The 14,160-nt window shown below is 55.1% G+C and carries 14 protein-coding genes; 2 read left to right on the top strand and 12 right to left on the bottom strand.

What is annotated here, in order from left to right:
- Positions 1-205 precede the first annotated feature (205 nt).
- From hemH to Q0835_RS10355, 10 genes are all read right to left on the bottom strand, one after another.
- Complete coding sequence (gene hemH / locus Q0835_RS10400; RefSeq protein ID WP_298960916.1) at positions 206-1,285, bottom strand: ferrochelatase; 1,080 nt, start codon at positions 1,283-1,285, stop codon at positions 206-208.
- A gap of 149 nt (positions 1,286-1,434) precedes the next feature.
- The gene (locus Q0835_RS10395) at positions 1,435-2,673 is read right to left on the bottom strand and encodes an AMP-binding protein (RefSeq protein WP_298960913.1); all 1,239 of its coding nucleotides are present in this window, start codon (positions 2,671-2,673) and stop codon (positions 1,435-1,437) included.
- A 30-nt stretch (positions 2,674-2,703) separates the two neighbouring features.
- Positions 2,704-3,558 carry an ABC transporter ATP-binding protein gene (locus Q0835_RS10390; RefSeq protein WP_298960911.1) on the bottom strand — a complete coding sequence of 285 codons (855 nt, stop codon included), beginning with the start codon at positions 3,556-3,558 and terminating at the stop codon, positions 2,704-2,706.
- A 58-nt stretch (positions 3,559-3,616) separates the two neighbouring features.
- Entirely contained in the window at positions 3,617-4,948 is a 1,332-nt protein-coding gene (locus Q0835_RS10385; RefSeq protein ID WP_298819761.1) for an ABC transporter substrate-binding protein, read from the bottom strand.
- Between the two features lie 107 nt (positions 4,949-5,055).
- A complete protein-coding gene (locus Q0835_RS10380; RefSeq protein ID WP_298819759.1) occupies positions 5,056-6,132 on the bottom strand; it encodes a branched-chain amino acid ABC transporter permease in 1,077 nt (358 codons plus the stop codon).
- Between the two features lie 20 nt (positions 6,133-6,152).
- Positions 6,153-7,106, bottom strand: coding sequence for a branched-chain amino acid ABC transporter permease (locus Q0835_RS10375; protein WP_298960908.1), 954 nt, complete (start codon positions 7,104-7,106; stop codon positions 6,153-6,155).
- Positions 7,107-7,120: 14 nt separating this feature from the next.
- Positions 7,121-7,948: an ABC transporter ATP-binding protein gene (locus tag Q0835_RS10370; RefSeq protein ID WP_298960905.1), complete on the bottom strand. Its 828-nt coding sequence runs from the start codon at positions 7,946-7,948 to the stop codon at positions 7,121-7,123.
- On the bottom strand, positions 7,945-9,873 hold the full coding sequence (locus Q0835_RS10365; RefSeq protein ID WP_298819753.1) for an AMP-binding protein: 1,929 nt from the start codon (positions 9,871-9,873) through the stop codon (positions 7,945-7,947). Before Q0835_RS10365 ends, Q0835_RS10370 begins: the two co-directional genes overlap by 4 nt.
- Positions 9,874-10,183: 310 nt before the next feature.
- Positions 10,184-10,663 carry a protein tyrosine phosphatase family protein gene (locus tag Q0835_RS10360; protein ID WP_298960902.1) on the bottom strand — a complete coding sequence of 160 codons (480 nt, stop codon included), beginning with the start codon at positions 10,661-10,663 and terminating at the stop codon, positions 10,184-10,186.
- A gap of 13 nt (positions 10,664-10,676) precedes the next feature.
- On the bottom strand, positions 10,677-10,931 hold the full coding sequence (locus Q0835_RS10355) for a DUF1272 domain-containing protein (RefSeq protein ID WP_298960898.1): 255 nt from the start codon (positions 10,929-10,931) through the stop codon (positions 10,677-10,679).
- A gap of 61 nt (positions 10,932-10,992) precedes the next feature.
- Between Q0835_RS10355 and Q0835_RS10350 the strand changes: the two genes are divergently transcribed.
- Complete coding sequence (locus Q0835_RS10350; RefSeq protein ID WP_298960894.1) at positions 10,993-11,997, top strand: helix-turn-helix domain-containing protein; 1,005 nt, start codon at positions 10,993-10,995, stop codon at positions 11,995-11,997.
- Positions 11,998-12,127: 130 nt separating this feature from the next.
- Here Q0835_RS10350 and Q0835_RS10345 read toward each other — a convergent pair whose 3' ends face one another.
- Both Q0835_RS10345 and Q0835_RS10340 read right to left on the bottom strand, forming a co-directional pair.
- Positions 12,128-12,586 (bottom strand): nuclear transport factor 2 family protein, encoded by a 459-nt coding sequence (locus Q0835_RS10345; RefSeq protein ID WP_298960892.1) that lies wholly within the window; start codon positions 12,584-12,586, stop codon positions 12,128-12,130.
- Positions 12,587-12,618: 32 nt separating this feature from the next.
- Complete coding sequence (locus Q0835_RS10340) at positions 12,619-13,005, bottom strand: DUF4440 domain-containing protein (RefSeq protein ID WP_298819744.1); 387 nt, start codon at positions 13,003-13,005, stop codon at positions 12,619-12,621.
- Between the two features lie 214 nt (positions 13,006-13,219).
- Here Q0835_RS10340 and Q0835_RS10335 point away from each other — a divergent pair, with 214 nt between their 5' ends.
- Positions 13,220-14,152: a LysR family transcriptional regulator gene (locus Q0835_RS10335; RefSeq protein ID WP_298960889.1), complete on the top strand. Its 933-nt coding sequence runs from the start codon at positions 13,220-13,222 to the stop codon at positions 14,150-14,152.
- Positions 14,153-14,160: the final 8 nt, after the last annotated feature.

Here is a 14,160-nt window from a genome sequence, read left to right as displayed (position 1 = left end):
TGACCCGAGCAGTCGGGTCGTGCAACCGGTAATATGCAATTTTGTCAGTGTTGTCGCCAAACGCAGTTAACTGCGAACTATCCTGTGCTTCAAAAGGTTCAATGCTGCAGGCACCAAGGCGTTGCCCGCACTTTTTGAAGGCTTGCGCTAACACAAGCCTTCATATCCTCACTTGAACTCAGAAGTGTTCTTGGGCAGCGGATCTTCAGATCCAGCCCCCCAACTCGCGGCGGACAATATGAGCGATCACGTCCATGCCGAGTTCGCTGTCATTCAGACACGGAATATGAGTGAAGTTCTCACCGCCGCTTTCTTCAAAGATTTCTCCGGCTTCACCGGCGATCTCTTCAAGAGTTTCCAGGCAATCCGAGACGAAACCCGGGTTCATGACGGCGACGTTCTTCACCCCGTCTTTGGCCAGCTTTTCAACGGTCTTGTCGGTATAAGGTTGAAGCCATTCCTCCGGTCCGAACCGGGACTGGAAGGTCACACGCAGTTTTTGATCGTCCCAACCAAGGACCTCGCGCATCAGCCGCGTGGATTTCATGCAATGGCAGTGATATGGGTCGCCGCGATTAAAGTAGGACTGCGGAATACCGTGATACGATGTCAAAAGAACGTCCGGTTCGAAATCCAGGCTCTCAAGGTGGTTCTCAACCGATTTTGCAAGCGCATTCACATAAACGGGATCATCGTGATAGGGCGGGACAGTGCGGATGGCCGGTTGCCAGCGCATTTTCAATAAAGACTTGCAGACCACATCATTGACTGTCGCCGTGGTGGTTGCCGAGTATTGCGGGTAAAGCGGGAAGATCAGGATCCGGTCACAACCAGCGTCTTTCAGAGCCTTGAGCCGGTCCGGTATCGACGGCTGACCGTAACGCATTGCCCAATCAACGTGGATCCGCCCGTTGTCATCGCCAAGGATGTCAGAAAGTTTGTCTGACTGGCTTCGCGTGATTGTGCGAAGCGGAGACTCGTCCTTATCGTGGTTCCAGATTTCATCATATGCCTTGCCCGACTTTCCAGGACGGGTCATCAGAACTATTCCGAAAAGGATCGGGTACCAGACCGCCTTGGGCCACTCGATCACGCGTTTGTCCGTCAGAAATTCGCGTAGGTATCGGCGCATCGACCAATAATCGGTCGCATCCGGCGTTCCCAAATTGACAAGCAATATGCCAACCTTACCGCTCTTTACGGAAGGATGGCCCTCCGGCAATTTGACGGTCTTGAAATCTGCCTCGCTTTCAGCAGTCAAGGGAGCGGACGGTTGGACGGTCATCGGCGGGGGTTTTCCTCAATATCTCTGTCACTCTTGTGCCTTACATAAGCCACGCACGCGATAAGGCCAATGCGGCATATGTCATACGAGTGAGGAAAGCACCGGATCACCTGATGTCGGAGGCTCCTTCAACCTTGCCTGGGTTGGTATCAACCATACTCCCGCTCATCGGCGATAACCTTTCCGTCGTTCGGCAATCCACCTGGTGGCACGAGATGAATTTCTCCCTTTAGGCGCGTGACATCCCGCAAGGTTGCGGCCACGCGCTCGGACAAACCGTTCTCGACGGCCTCCGTTTCAACAGACAGTGTCATAGCGTCGGCTTCACCTTGCCGTACAACGGCAAGACGCGCCTTTTGCACTTCCGGATGTGCTGCCACAATTTGCGCAATCTGCGCCGGGTCGACAAACATACCTTTGATTTTGGTACGTTGATCTGCCCGTCCCATCCAGCCGGCAAGCCGCATGTTGGTGCGCCCGCAACCTGCTTGACCAGGCACGATCTTGGAAAGGTCGCCTGTGGCAAACCTGATCAGCGGATAGAGACTGTTGAAATTGGTCACAACCAACTCACCCACTTCACCTTCGGCAACCGGTTCGCCAGTACCGGGGCGAACGATCTCAACGATATAGTCCTCGTTGACCACCATGCCGTCGCGGCTTTCTGTTTCATAGGCAATCACGCCGAGGTCGGCAGTCGCGTAGCACTGACCGACCTGGATTCCCTGGTCTTCGTACTCCTGTCTGAGTGACGGAAACAGAGCGCCGCCGGAAACAAGGGCTTTCTTGATGGAGGAGACATCCCTGCCCTGTTCCCGGCCGCGGTCCAGGAGGACCTTCAAATAGTCAGGTGTTCCAACGAAGCCGGCCGGCTTGAGCACTTCTATGGCTTCGACCTGCGTGTCGGTATTGCCGACGCCCGCTGGAAAAACGGTGCAGCCGAGCGCAATCGCGCCTTGATCCAGGATGAAACCGCCAGGCGTCAAGTGATAGGAAAACGCATTGAGAACGACGTCACCTTTCCGAAATCCGGCGGCAAACAGGCTGCGTGCGCCGTTCCAGGCGTCAAGGCCGGGTGCCTGTGGTTCCCAGATCGGGCCTGGTGACATGAAAACTCTGGCAGCGCCTTCAAGCGTCCCGGCCAGAAAGCCACCAAAGGGCGGATTGGCCTTTTGCTTCTCCATAAGGTCGGATTTTCGCAGGACAGGAAGACCTGCCAATGCACTCCTGTCGCCAACTCCGGCAATATTCTGACCCTGAAGGTGTGCCGCCCAGCCGGGCGCGTTGGCCACCGCGTTCTTCAGAAGGTCCGGCAGCTTGGCAAAAAGATCCTGTTCGCGCAGAGCAGGATCTTGCCGCTCGCGCGTGTCAAACTGTGTGTCGCTCATGGTCGTCTCCGCCTGTTTCGGCCTGCTTGGTCAGGCCAGCCAGCGCTTCCTTCGCTTGTAGTGTTTGACATTTCGGAACGAGCGGCGGCCTTCGCCACCAGCGCCCAGATAGAATTCCTTCACATCCTCGTTCTCGCGCAGAGCCTTGGCATCGCCATCAAGAACGATGCGCCCGGATTCGAGAATGTAGCCATAGGTTGCATATTTCAGCGCGACGTTGGTGTTCTGCTCTGCCAGGAGAAACGAAACACCCTCATTCTGATTGAGCTGCCGCACGATCTCGAAAATTTCTTCGACAAGTTGCGGTGCCAGTCCCATGCTGGGCTCGTCGAGCAGGATCATCTTCGGCCGGCTCATCAGGGCCCGGCCGATGGCGCACATCTGCTGCTCTCCACCAGAGGTGTAGCCCGCCTGGCTGTTGCGCCGCTCGCGCAAGCGCGGAAAATACGTGTAGACCATGTCAAGGTCTGCCTTGATGGCGCCGTGCCCGTCTTTCCGGGTGTAAGCGCCCGTCAGCAAATTCTCTTCTATGGAAAGGTGCCCGAAACAGTGGCGCCCCTCCATCACCTGGATACAACCGCGCCGAACCAGATCATTCGGCGACAAAGCCTGCACTTCAGGCCCGTCAAACAGGATCTTGCCCTTTGTGACTTCGCCGCGTTCGGCACCAAGAAGATTGGAGATCGCCTTCAAGGTCGTCGTCTTGCCGGCACCGTTGGCTCCGAGCAATGCGACGATTCCGCCTTTCGGAACAGTCAGCGAAACGCCCTTGAGCACGAGGATCACGTGGTCGTAGATAACTTCGATATTATTGACCGACAGGATCGTTTCGGCCGTCTCAACGGCTGCTTCCCCACCAGGCTTTTCTGCATCCAGCAATGCCATTCCGTCTTCTCCCGTAAGGCTCCGCCGCACGACTGAGCGCGGCGGAGCAGGCTGCCAATCAGTTCGGGCAGGGTTCAGTGCGTGCCGGCCAAGGCGCGTTCTTTTCGGCATATTCAGCCGCGGCCTTTTCCAGCATCGGGCGAACCAGGTCAGTCATCGGCTCAATCCAGCCGGATGCCTGACGCCAGGTTTTGCCGTCCCACTCCTGGATGAACACGGGATGGCTACCCGCATGGTCTTCACATGTAACCTTCATCGGATGCGCGAAGCCTTTCAGGCCCAGCTCCTCCAGACGGGCTTCGTCCAGATTGAGCGCTTCAAGACCCATACGCATGTCTTCACCAGTGATGACTTTCTTGCCGGTCAGCTCCTGCGCAGTCCGGATGCCTTCCGCAATGATCACGGAGTTCAGAACACCGCGATTGTAAAGCGTTCCACCAATGGTTCCTGCGTCTGTGGAGCTGAGGCCAGCGTCAACGACATGTTTCTTGATGTCGTCAAGCGCCGGGAAGTCGCTGCCGACACCGGAGAAGTTCATCGCCTTGTAGCCCTTGGCACCATCGCCGCCGGCTGCTGCATCGTCATCGCCTGCGGACCACCAAACGCCGATGAACTTGTTCATCGGGAACCGAATCTTGACCGCTTCCTTGATGGCGGTCGGGTTCATCGCGCCCCAACCCCACATGACCATGTAGTCAGGACGGTCACGGCGCACATTCAGCCATTGCGAGGACTGGTTCTGCATCTCCTTCACGCCGACTGGATATTGCAGCAGTTCAAAGCCGTATTTTTCGGCGAGCTGCTCCAGAAGCGGGATCGGCTCACGGCCATAACCGGCATCCAGGAAGATGTAGCCGATCTTTTTGCCCTTCAGGTTCTCCAGACCGCCTTCCTGTTCACCGATGTATTTGATGACGACGGAAGCGCCGTCCCAGTATGTATCGGGAACATTGAACACCCATGGGAAAACCGAGCCATCGGCAGCAGCAGATAGACCGTAGCCCATGGACAGGACCGGGATCTTGTCAACGCCTGCCTTCGGTATCAGCTGCAGCGTGATACCGGTGGAGTAGGGGTTATAGACCAGGGCTCCCTTGCCTTTGGTCGCTTCGTAGCATTCAACACCCTTCTGGGCATTGTAGCCGGTCTCGCATTCTTCCAGCTCAAGCTTGACACCGCCGATACCGCCGTCGCGCTCGTTCAGCATCTTCAGATAGTCATGCATGCCGTTTGCGATGTGAATGCCGGAAGCTGCAAATGGGCCGGTCCGGTAAGTCAGCAGCGGCACATAGTTGCTGTCTTCTGCCTGGGCCACCGTTGTCATGGCGCCGGAAAGTCCGACACCAAGAGCAACAGCGGTTCCAAGCGCAAGTTGCATGATAGTTTTCATATTCACCTCCCATGCGGAGCCGGACCACCCAGCACCGCCAGACCAGTTGCGCCATTCCTCCCCGGACCGGTCCAAATCCGGATGGCGGGTGAAAAGGCCGGCAGTCCCTAATAGGGGAACGGCCAGACCCTTAGCTTTTGCTTCGCGATTTGCCAGAGCCGGGCAAATCCATGCGGCTCGACAATCAGGAAGAAGATGATCAGTGCACCGACGATCATGAACGTGACATGTTCGACCGTTTCGGCCGCGATTTCGATACCAAGCGTACCTGGAATGAACTTCAGGAACACCGGCAGGATCCAGATAAAGGCGGCTCCCATGAAAGCCCCGCTGAGGCTGCCCAAGCCGCCCAGTATCACCATGAACAGGATCTGGAAGGATAGCGAGATCGAATAGGATGACGGCTCGGCGGCATTCAGCCAGAAGAACACCATCATCGCACCGGCTACGCCACAGATGTAGGATGACACTGCAAAGGCCATCAGTTTGGTCTGAAGCGGACGGATACCCATGAGTTCGGCAGCGATATCCATGTCGCGTATCATCATCCAGGCCCGCCCGATACGGCCTCGCAGGACGTTTGCCATCAGGAATGCAATTCCAGCGGTGATACACAGTACGATGAAGTAGCGAACAATCGGCGTTGCTTCCGCACCGGAGGCAACAATTCCGAACACTTCACGGTGCGGGACTTCAATTGCACCGGAGGCGTTGTAGTTGTAAAGCCAGCCGATCCGGATGAAACACCATTCCAGAAAGAACTGGGCCGCCAGGGTTGTCACCGCCAGGTAAAGGCCCTTGATCCTCAGGCTCGGCAATCCGAAGATTGCGCCGATCGCTGCCGAAAAGACACCTGAAAGCAAAACCATCAGAATGACATTGGCATCAGGGAACATCGTGGTCAGCTTGTAGGCCGCATACGCGCCGACGCCCATAAAGGCACCGGTTCCCAGCGACAGCTGACCGCAGTAGCCGGTCAGGATGTTGAGCCCGATCGCCGCCAGTGAGAACACCAGAAACGGGATCATGATGGACGTCAGGAAAAAGTCGTTGGCAAACGCCGGAATGATCACAAAAGCAACAACAAGGATAACGCTCAGACCGATCCGGTCCTGAAGGATCGGCATGAGAGCCTGATCCGCCTTGTAGCTTGTCTTGAACTGGCCAGCTTCACGATAAAACATTGTTCAGGAGCCTCTTTTTCTTAAATCCGTTCGATGATGCGTTCACCGAACAGGCCTTGAGGCCGGAACAGCAGGAAGATCAGTGCGATGATATAGGCGAGCCAGGATTCGATGCCGCCACCGACAAGCCCGCCCCAATAGAGCTCACCAATCTTTTCGCCGAAGCCGATGATGAGTCCGCCAACAATAGCGCCGGGAATGGATGTAAAGCCGCCAAGAATGAGAACCGGAAGGGCCTTGAACGCCACGATTTCAAGCGCGAAGGACACATCGGAGCGCGCGCCCCACATGATGCCCGTCGCCAGAGCGACCAGCCCCGCAGCGAACCAGACGATGGCCCAGATCTGATTGAGAGAAATACCGACGGACAGCGCTGCCTGGTGATCGTCGGCAACCGCGCGCAGCGCCCGGCCAATCCGGGTCTTGTTGAAAAAGATCCCGAGCGAGGCCACCATGATGACCGCGATAACGGCGGCAGCGATATCGATATGCTGCAGGATCACCAGCCCGCGTTCGCCGAATTCAAACGCTGTCGACCCTGTTGGCAGACCGAGTTCCTCGGTAATCATCTGTTTCGGCTCACCGCCGAATACAAATTCGCCAAATCCGATCAGGAAGTAGGTCAGACCGATGGTCGCCATCAAAAGGATGATGTCGGGCTGGTTCACAAGTGGCCGCATCACGACCCGCTCGACCCCATAGGCCAATACTCCCATCACGCCGATGGTCAACAGCAGAGCCACGTAGGCGGGAACGCCGTTTTCGTGCAGTCCAACCAACGTCAGGCCGGCGAACACGACCATAATGCCTTGGGCAAAATTGAAGACACCTGACGCCTTGAAGATCAGCACAAAGCCGAGCGCAATCAGAGCGTAAAGTATCCCGGCGACGAAACCTTCCCAAAGAACCTGCAGGAAAAAATCCGGCATCTCGTACATTTGGACGAAGGGGTCGATGAAGATGTCGTAAAGCATGGTCCAGTTTCCCCCTAGTGGCTCACGCCGAGATATGCATCGATCACATTCTGATTGGCCTGAACTTCCTCAGGCGCGCCATCGGCGATCTTTTTGCCGTAGTCGAGAACCACCACGCGGTCGGAAAGATCCATGACAACTCCCATGTCATGCTCAATCAGGGCGATGGTCGTGCCGAATTCCTGATTCACATCGAGAATGAACCGGCTCATGTCTTCTTTTTCTTCCAGGTTCATTCCGGCCATTGGCTCGTCGAGCAAAAGCAGATCGGGCTCCATGGCAAGCGCCCTGCCAAGTTCAACCCGCTTTTGCAGGCCGTAAGGCAATCGCCCAACCGGCGTCTTGCGGATTGCCTGAATTTCGAGGAAGTCGATTATGTCCTCGACCTTCTTGCGATGTTCGATCTCTTCGCGTTCTGCCGGACCACGCCACATCAGTTGCCAGAAAAAATTCTTGTTCATTTTCAATGATCTGCCGGACATGATGTTGTCCAGAGTGGTCATTCCCTTGAACAAGGCAACGTTCTGGAAGGTGCGGGCAATTCCCTGGCTGGCGGCCTCATAAGGTTTCATCTTCCGCCGCACTTTTCCTTGCCAGGTAATTGTGCCGTGCTGGGGATGATAAAACCCGTTTATGACATTGAGCATCGATGTCTTGCCGGCACCATTCGGGCCGATGATCGCGCGGATTTCGCCCTTCAAGATATCGAAGGAAATGTCGGTGATCGCTTTGACGCCACCAAAAGACAGCGAGACATTGTCGACACGCAACAGTTCCTCGCGCGCGACCGGTTCAGAGGAGCCGGCAGGCTCCAGTTCCTTTTCCGATACCAGGGCATTCATTCGGCAGCCTCCTGAAAGCCCTTGCCGGCCTCGTAGGAATTCATGTCGCGGATCTCGACGGTCGCTTCGATTGCGCCCTTGCGGCCATCTTCGAAGGTCACTTCGGTCTTCACGTGCTTGGAAGTCGAGCCGTCGTAAAGCGCTTCGATCAGCGGGTCATAGCGCTCGGCGATAAAGGACCGGCGAACCTTCTGCGTCCGCGTCAGTTCTCCGTCATCCGCATCCAGTTCCTTATGCAGGATCAGGAACCGTCTGATCTGTGCGCCTGCCATCATCGGCTCCCTGGAGAGATCCCGGTTTACCTGATCGACGTGGCTTTCGATCATCGCATAAACATCGGGATTGGCGGCCAGCTCCTGATAGGAGGCATAGTTGACGTTGTTGCGCTCCGCCCAGGACCCAACGGCCGTCAGGTCGATATTGATGAAGACCGCCGCCACGTCCCGCTCATGGCCAAAGGCAACGGCTTCCTTGATGTTGGGGAAGAATTTGAGCTTGTTCTCAAGGTATTTCGGCGCGAACAGGGCCCCATCGTTAAGCTTGCCGACATCCTTTGCCCGGTCGATGATTTTCAGATGCCCATTTTCGGCAATGATACCTGCATCGCCTGTGTGCACCCACCCATCGGCGGTCTTGGTTTTCTCGGTCGCCTCATCATTCTTGAAATAGCCCACAAAGACGCCTGGCGACCGGTACATGACTTCGCCGCTGTCAGCGATTTTCAGCTCCACATCCGGGGCAGGCTTGCCGACCGTATCGCCGAAGATCTCTCCATCTGGCTGAAGCGTGATGTAAACGCTGGCTTCGGTCTGGCCATAAAGCTGCTTGAGGTTCAGGCCGAGCGCCCGGTAAAACTGGAAGATTTCAGGGCCAATGGCTTCACCTGCAGTGTAGCCTACCTTCATGCGGGTCAGGCCCATTCGGTTCTTGAGCGGTCCATAAACGCAGAACTCTCCAAGTTTGTAGAGCAAGCGATCCTTGAGGCCGACGTCTTCGCCATTGAGGATTTTCTCGCCGACAGTCCGCGCCAGATCCATGAAATAATTGAACATGGCGCGTTTTGTTTTACCGGCATCCTCCATCCGTACCATGATCATGGTGAGCATGTTTTCAAACACGCGCGGCGGCGCGAAGAAATAGGTCGGTGCAATTTCACGCCGGTCCACGTCAATGGTGTCCATACCTTCAGGACAGTTGACGCAGTACCCGGCGGTAAAAGCCTGAGCCAGAGAAAAGACGTGATCGCCGATCCAGGCCATGGGCAAATAGGCCAGAACCTCTTCGGTTTCATTCAGATGGTCGAAGATGTTGGCGTTCCTGGCGGAGATCACCAGATTGTCGAAAGAAAGCATCACGCCTTTGGGACGCCCGGTGGTGCCGGACGTATAAAGCATAACCGCAATATCGGTGCCCTTGCTGTCGGCAAACCCCTGCTCCCATTCGGTTGCCAGCGATGCAGACTTCGACAATTGCTCACGACCCAGATCACCGACGGATTCAAAATCGTGCAAATGCGTGTGGTCGTAGTCGCGAAGTCCGCGCGGTTCGTCATAGACAATGTGTTTCAGCGTCGTGACTTCGTCTGTCATCGACAACAATTTGTCGACCTGTTCCTGATCCTGAACAGCGGCGAATTTGATCTCGGCATGTCCGAGAACATACGCCATCTCTTCCGCCACACTGTCGGCATAAACTGGCACGGGCACAGCGCCAATGGCCTGCGCTGCGACCATCGACCAGTAAAGTCGTGGCCGGTTCGACCCGACGATTGCGATTTTGTCTCCAGGTTCCAGACCCAGAGTTTTCAATCCGATGGAAAATGCGCGGATTTCATCTGACACCTCGGACCAGGTCCAGCTTTGCCAGATCCCCAGATCCTTTTCCCGGAATGCTGTCCGGTTTCCGAATACCTTTGCGTTGCGCATCAGGATTTTCGGAAAAGTATCCTCCCCGCGCGACGAGGCGCTGGCCGACCCTACCATAATCGCTTCTTCCCTTTAGAAGGCGCCCCGGTTTGTTCGGGGTCGTTTCCTATTGGGTATGAAACTACCTGAGGTAAGAACCTTCAACCGATAAATTCCTAAAGGCGAAGTCTCAGGTTGTCCCAGCCCGTTAAAGAGAAGCTAGTCCGGCTGATTTGCAGCAGTATGTGTCAATCATTTCGAAATGTTTCAATTGCGCTGCACTTGCGAAAAGCAGGGCGTCTTTCAGTCGCGTGCGGCGTTCAACGGTTTTTCAGTAATCCTCCCCGGCATAGCGGTTTGGTTGGCCCACCGCATCCTGGCAGCCGATAAACTGCGCCCAGTCATTGCCGGGCCTCCATATTCCATCCATGAGGGAAAAGGCGTCTGCTTCCGAAAGTCCGCGCCCGGCTTTTGCATATCGATAAAAGAAGGCGCTGACACGTGCGTTGTAAATACAATGCACATGGACCTGTGTCGCAGGAAGGCTCTCCAGAGCATCGCGGAATGCCTCGAAATTTTCGTCCGTCGGATCGTCGAACTCCACAGGGATATAGATGTATTCCAGACCAAGTTCTGAAAGCGTACCCGGCTCGTCCTCAAGCGCCCCCTTGTTATGATGCGGTCCAAGATTGATGACATGGGTCACGCCCAGTTTCTTAAGTTCTGCAAACTGCTCTTCTGTTGGCTGACCCGAGGACGTGATCAGCTCAGTCAGTCGCCGCCAGTTCAATATGTTTGGCAAGTCGCGCATCACACCTCCGGAGTTATGCATAAATGTCCGCGCATTCGCCATGCGACTTCGTAAACCGTTTTGTAGATGCCGGGTTCTTCAAAAGATGTCTTGCTGGTCGGATCGGTCGTTCAACAAGGTTGCCACCGCAATTTGGGCAGATGTTTCCAAACCTCGTTTCGGCGCAATCCGCACAAAACGTGCATTCAAATGTGCACATACGCGCGTCGACAGCGCTTGGCGGAAGGTCTTTGTCGCAACACTCGCAATTCGGTTTGAGCAACAGCATGACGTGTCTCCTTCGTGTCTTCGCATAGACTACCAATTTGCGCTATGGCATGAATGGCAACATGACCTCGTTTTCTGCCAACTCACCTGAGCGCACCAATGCCCCGAGACTTGTTGTCTTTCTCGTTTATCCCGACATCGTACTCCTTGATCTTGTCGGCCCTTTGCAGGTTTTCAGCCATGCACTCGAACTGGCCACAGACAAAAACGGCTACGCATGTGCCGTGGTATCCAGCACAGGTGAAATGGTGCGGACGAACACGGTGGTTCCAATCCCGAGCGAGCCAGTTGCCCGATACCGGGATCAGCCGATCAATACACTCGTTGTCGTTGGTGGAGACGGTGCCAACCATGCAATGCTGGATGCAGATTTCCTTCAGGAAGTGAAGTTGCTGGCAGCCAATGCCGACCGCATCTGCTCGGTCTGCTCAGGCGCATTGATCCTTGCAGCTGCAGGCCTGCTTGAAGGTCGCAGAGCCGTGACGCACTGGGAGGACTGCAAAATGCTTGCAGAGACCTTTCCAGGCGTGCGGGTGGAAGTCGACCCCATTTATATAAAGGACGGCCACATCTGGACGTCTGCCGGTATCACGGCAGGGATGGATCTGGCTCTGGCTATTGTCTCTGAGGATCTTGGGCGGCAAGCGGCACTTAAGGTAGCAAGATCCATGGTTACTCATATGGTCAGATCTGGCGGCCAGTCGCAATTCAGTCCGGTTTTGGATCGCCAGCTGCTTGATACAGCCGGACGGTTTGAGGAACTCCATCACTGGCTTGCAGACAACCTGCAATGCGACCTCCGGGTGGACGCCATGGCGGAGCGTGTGAACATGAGCGCCCGCAATTTCTCCAGGCTCTATTCCAAACAGATGGGTTTGACACCCGCCAAGGCCGTTGAAGCAATGCGCACGGAAAAGGCCCGGGATCTGTTGGAAACGACGGACATCAGTATCAAGCGAATTGCGACGCAATGCGGGTTCAACGACGAAGAGCGTATGCGCCGGGCCTTTCTGCGTCTTCTGGGTGTCGCACCCTCAGACTATCGGCAGGGCTTCAAGACCCAATAGTTGGTATCATTGGCTACCATCCCGATCCTGTCTGAAAAGTTCTGTTTTGCGCGTCACTCACTCCGTCTGAAAATGCCACACAAGGCAAAAACTCACGCTCTTGGGTTGGGCACCGCTTTTGATCAATCAGTTATGCAAGCGAAGGTGGTCCATAGGGGCAATCAATCAGATAACCCCAACCACCGTTTTCGAGTTTCTTTGCAACTTCCGTTGACTTACCTTCAGCCAAAATCGTGCCGTCTGGAGAAACAACGCTCCAGTTTGCGCGCAGCAAAGCAACGTCACCACATACGATCTCGCTGAAGACTTCGCTCCTGATCTCCGGGCGTATGTCCAGAAAATCTTCGAACGCAGTTTGAGCACCGGCCAATCCGGTAAGCGGAGGCTCGTCTGGGGGAAAATAGATCCGACAATCCGGGTGGAACATTGACGTAATTCCGGCGAGATCTCCTTCTTGCAGGAAAGCGCTGACGCACTCCGCAATCTCGCGGGGTTGATGGGCAATTCGTTTGGTCATGGGAACCTCATTCGGCCTGGGAAGAAAGTCGGTCGCAAACAGCGAGGTGTCGAAGACACGACGTGCGAACACCAAATCCTCTTGGACATTCGCCGCCGTCGAGCTTAGGCCGGACCGTTGTTGTCGATATCGAGGACCATTTTCCATGCACCTGTCTCGTCGCGTTTGTAGACGATGACCAATCGGCCCTCAGGACTGCGCTCTTTTCCGGTGTCCCGCATCTTCATGGTGCCGTAGAAACGACCGGAGACAACTGCGACGTCATCGAAGAACTGAAGTTCTTCAATATCGTAACCTGAGGTGATTTCCGCAGCTTCAATTCTCGGAATGTATTTGTCCCGTATAGCCTGAATGCCGACCGTTACAGGCTGTCGTTCATTCACGGTCAGAACCCTTTCGTGACAGGTACTGATCATCGCTTCGATATCACCGCTGTCCAGGCCTTGGTTCCAAATGTTGATGACAGCTTGAATTTCTTCTCTCTTGCTCATGAATTCTCTCCATTCCTTTTCGCACCACAGCCGGTCAACCGAACAGAACCCGTTGCCGAAAGGCCCTCCGGTTTTCGCGAACAATTGGCATCAGCCACTTCTGTCCCTACTCGGTTTCTGGTGTTGGTCTTGTGCCGCTTGTTGAGAAGATAGGTGGATGCTATCGTATGGAAAACCCATCTATTTCCTAACTTAGTGATCGAAAAAACGAACAATGACTCGCAACGGCTTTAGCGATATCCGGATCTTTGTAGAGGTTGCGCGACGAGGCGGCTTTCGTGCAGCTGCTGAACACCTGCACCGATCGCCGGCATCTATCAGCGAAGCCGTTCAACGGTTTGAGGACCGGCTTGGCGTCAGGCTCTTCGAAAGATCGACCCGTTCTGTCGCGCTGACCCCGATTGGCGAGCAGTTTTACGACCGCAGTTTGCCAGCTATTGCCGATTTGGAAGAAGCCCTCAATGATCTCAATGAAAAGCGGGACGAAATTGCGGGTACATTGCGGCTGTCTGCTCCCTACAGCGCGGGACCGTTTTTCCTGGACGAACTGACTGCCCAATTCGCAACCCGATATCCCGCAGTCGATGTCGAATTGATCTACGATGACAAAAAGGTGGACCTGCTCTCAACAGGTATAGATGCCGCCATTCGTGCAAACACCCTGTTAGCCCCGGACACGCACGCGGTTCCGGTCGGTCCGGAACTCCGCATGTCGATTGTTGCGGCCCAAAGTTATCTGGACGAAAGGGGCACTCCCAAGCGTCCAGAGGACATTCTCAGCCACGCTTCGATCTGCTTTGCCTTCGGTCGAAGAGACCGGATTGCCCCTTGGGAATTCAGTGGTCCAAATGGAAACTTTACACTTCAACCAAAGCCAAGACTGACAACGAACGATATGCGGTCGCTATTGCGCTATGCATCCTCCGGCCTTGGGTTGGCATATGTTTACAAAGACGTTGCAGCGTCTCAGATCGCAAATGGCAAAGTGATTGAAGTCTTGTCCGGGCACTTATCCACTCTGCCACGTTATTCGATCAATTATCGCAGTAAAAAACATATGACGCGCCGACTGCGCGCTTTCATCAATTTAGCGAAAAATTCCAGGAACACAGAAGCAGAAAACGCGAAAGACTTTTTGGCAGACTGAGAGCTATT

The organism is uncultured Roseibium sp., assembly GCF_947499295.1.
In the GTDB taxonomy this organism is placed as follows: domain Bacteria; phylum Pseudomonadota; class Alphaproteobacteria; order Rhizobiales; family Stappiaceae; genus Roseibium.
The sequence above is the reverse complement of the archived record's forward strand: the minus strand, read 5'-3'. Positions and strand labels throughout refer to the sequence as shown.

Bases quoted from the DNA above. Each gene is read 5' to 3' on its own strand.
- hemH (WP_298960916.1), bottom strand. From the start codon at position 1,285: ATGACCGTCCAACCGTCCGCTCCCTTGACTGCTGAAAGCGAGGCAGAT.
- Q0835_RS10395 (WP_298960913.1), bottom strand. From the start codon at position 2,673: ATGAGCGACACACAGTTTGACACGCGCGAGCGGCAAGATCCTGCTCTG.
- Q0835_RS10390 (WP_298960911.1), bottom strand. From the start codon at position 3,558: ATGGCATTGCTGGATGCAGAAAAGCCTGGTGGGGAAGCAGCCGTTGAG.
- Q0835_RS10385 (WP_298819761.1), bottom strand. From the start codon at position 4,948: ATGAAAACTATCATGCAACTTGCGCTTGGAACCGCTGTTGCTCTTGGT.
- Q0835_RS10380 (WP_298819759.1), bottom strand. From the start codon at position 6,132: ATGTTTTATCGTGAAGCTGGCCAGTTCAAGACAAGCTACAAGGCGGAT.
- Q0835_RS10375 (WP_298960908.1), bottom strand. From the start codon at position 7,106: ATGCTTTACGACATCTTCATCGACCCCTTCGTCCAAATGTACGAGATG.
- Q0835_RS10370 (WP_298960905.1), bottom strand. From the start codon at position 7,948: ATGAATGCCCTGGTATCGGAAAAGGAACTGGAGCCTGCCGGCTCCTCT.
- Q0835_RS10365 (WP_298819753.1), bottom strand. From the start codon at position 9,873: ATGCGCAACGCAAAGGTATTCGGAAACCGGACAGCATTCCGGGAAAAG.
- Q0835_RS10360 (WP_298960902.1), bottom strand. From the start codon at position 10,663: ATGCGCGACTTGCCAAACATATTGAACTGGCGGCGACTGACTGAGCTG.
- Q0835_RS10355 (WP_298960898.1), bottom strand. From the start codon at position 10,931: ATGCTGTTGCTCAAACCGAATTGCGAGTGTTGCGACAAAGACCTTCCG.
- Q0835_RS10350 (WP_298960894.1), top strand. From the start codon at position 10,993: ATGACCTCGTTTTCTGCCAACTCACCTGAGCGCACCAATGCCCCGAGA.
- Q0835_RS10340 (WP_298819744.1), bottom strand. From the start codon at position 13,005: ATGAGCAAGAGAGAAGAAATTCAAGCTGTCATCAACATTTGGAACCAA.
- Q0835_RS10335 (WP_298960889.1), top strand. From the start codon at position 13,220: ATGACTCGCAACGGCTTTAGCGATATCCGGATCTTTGTAGAGGTTGCG.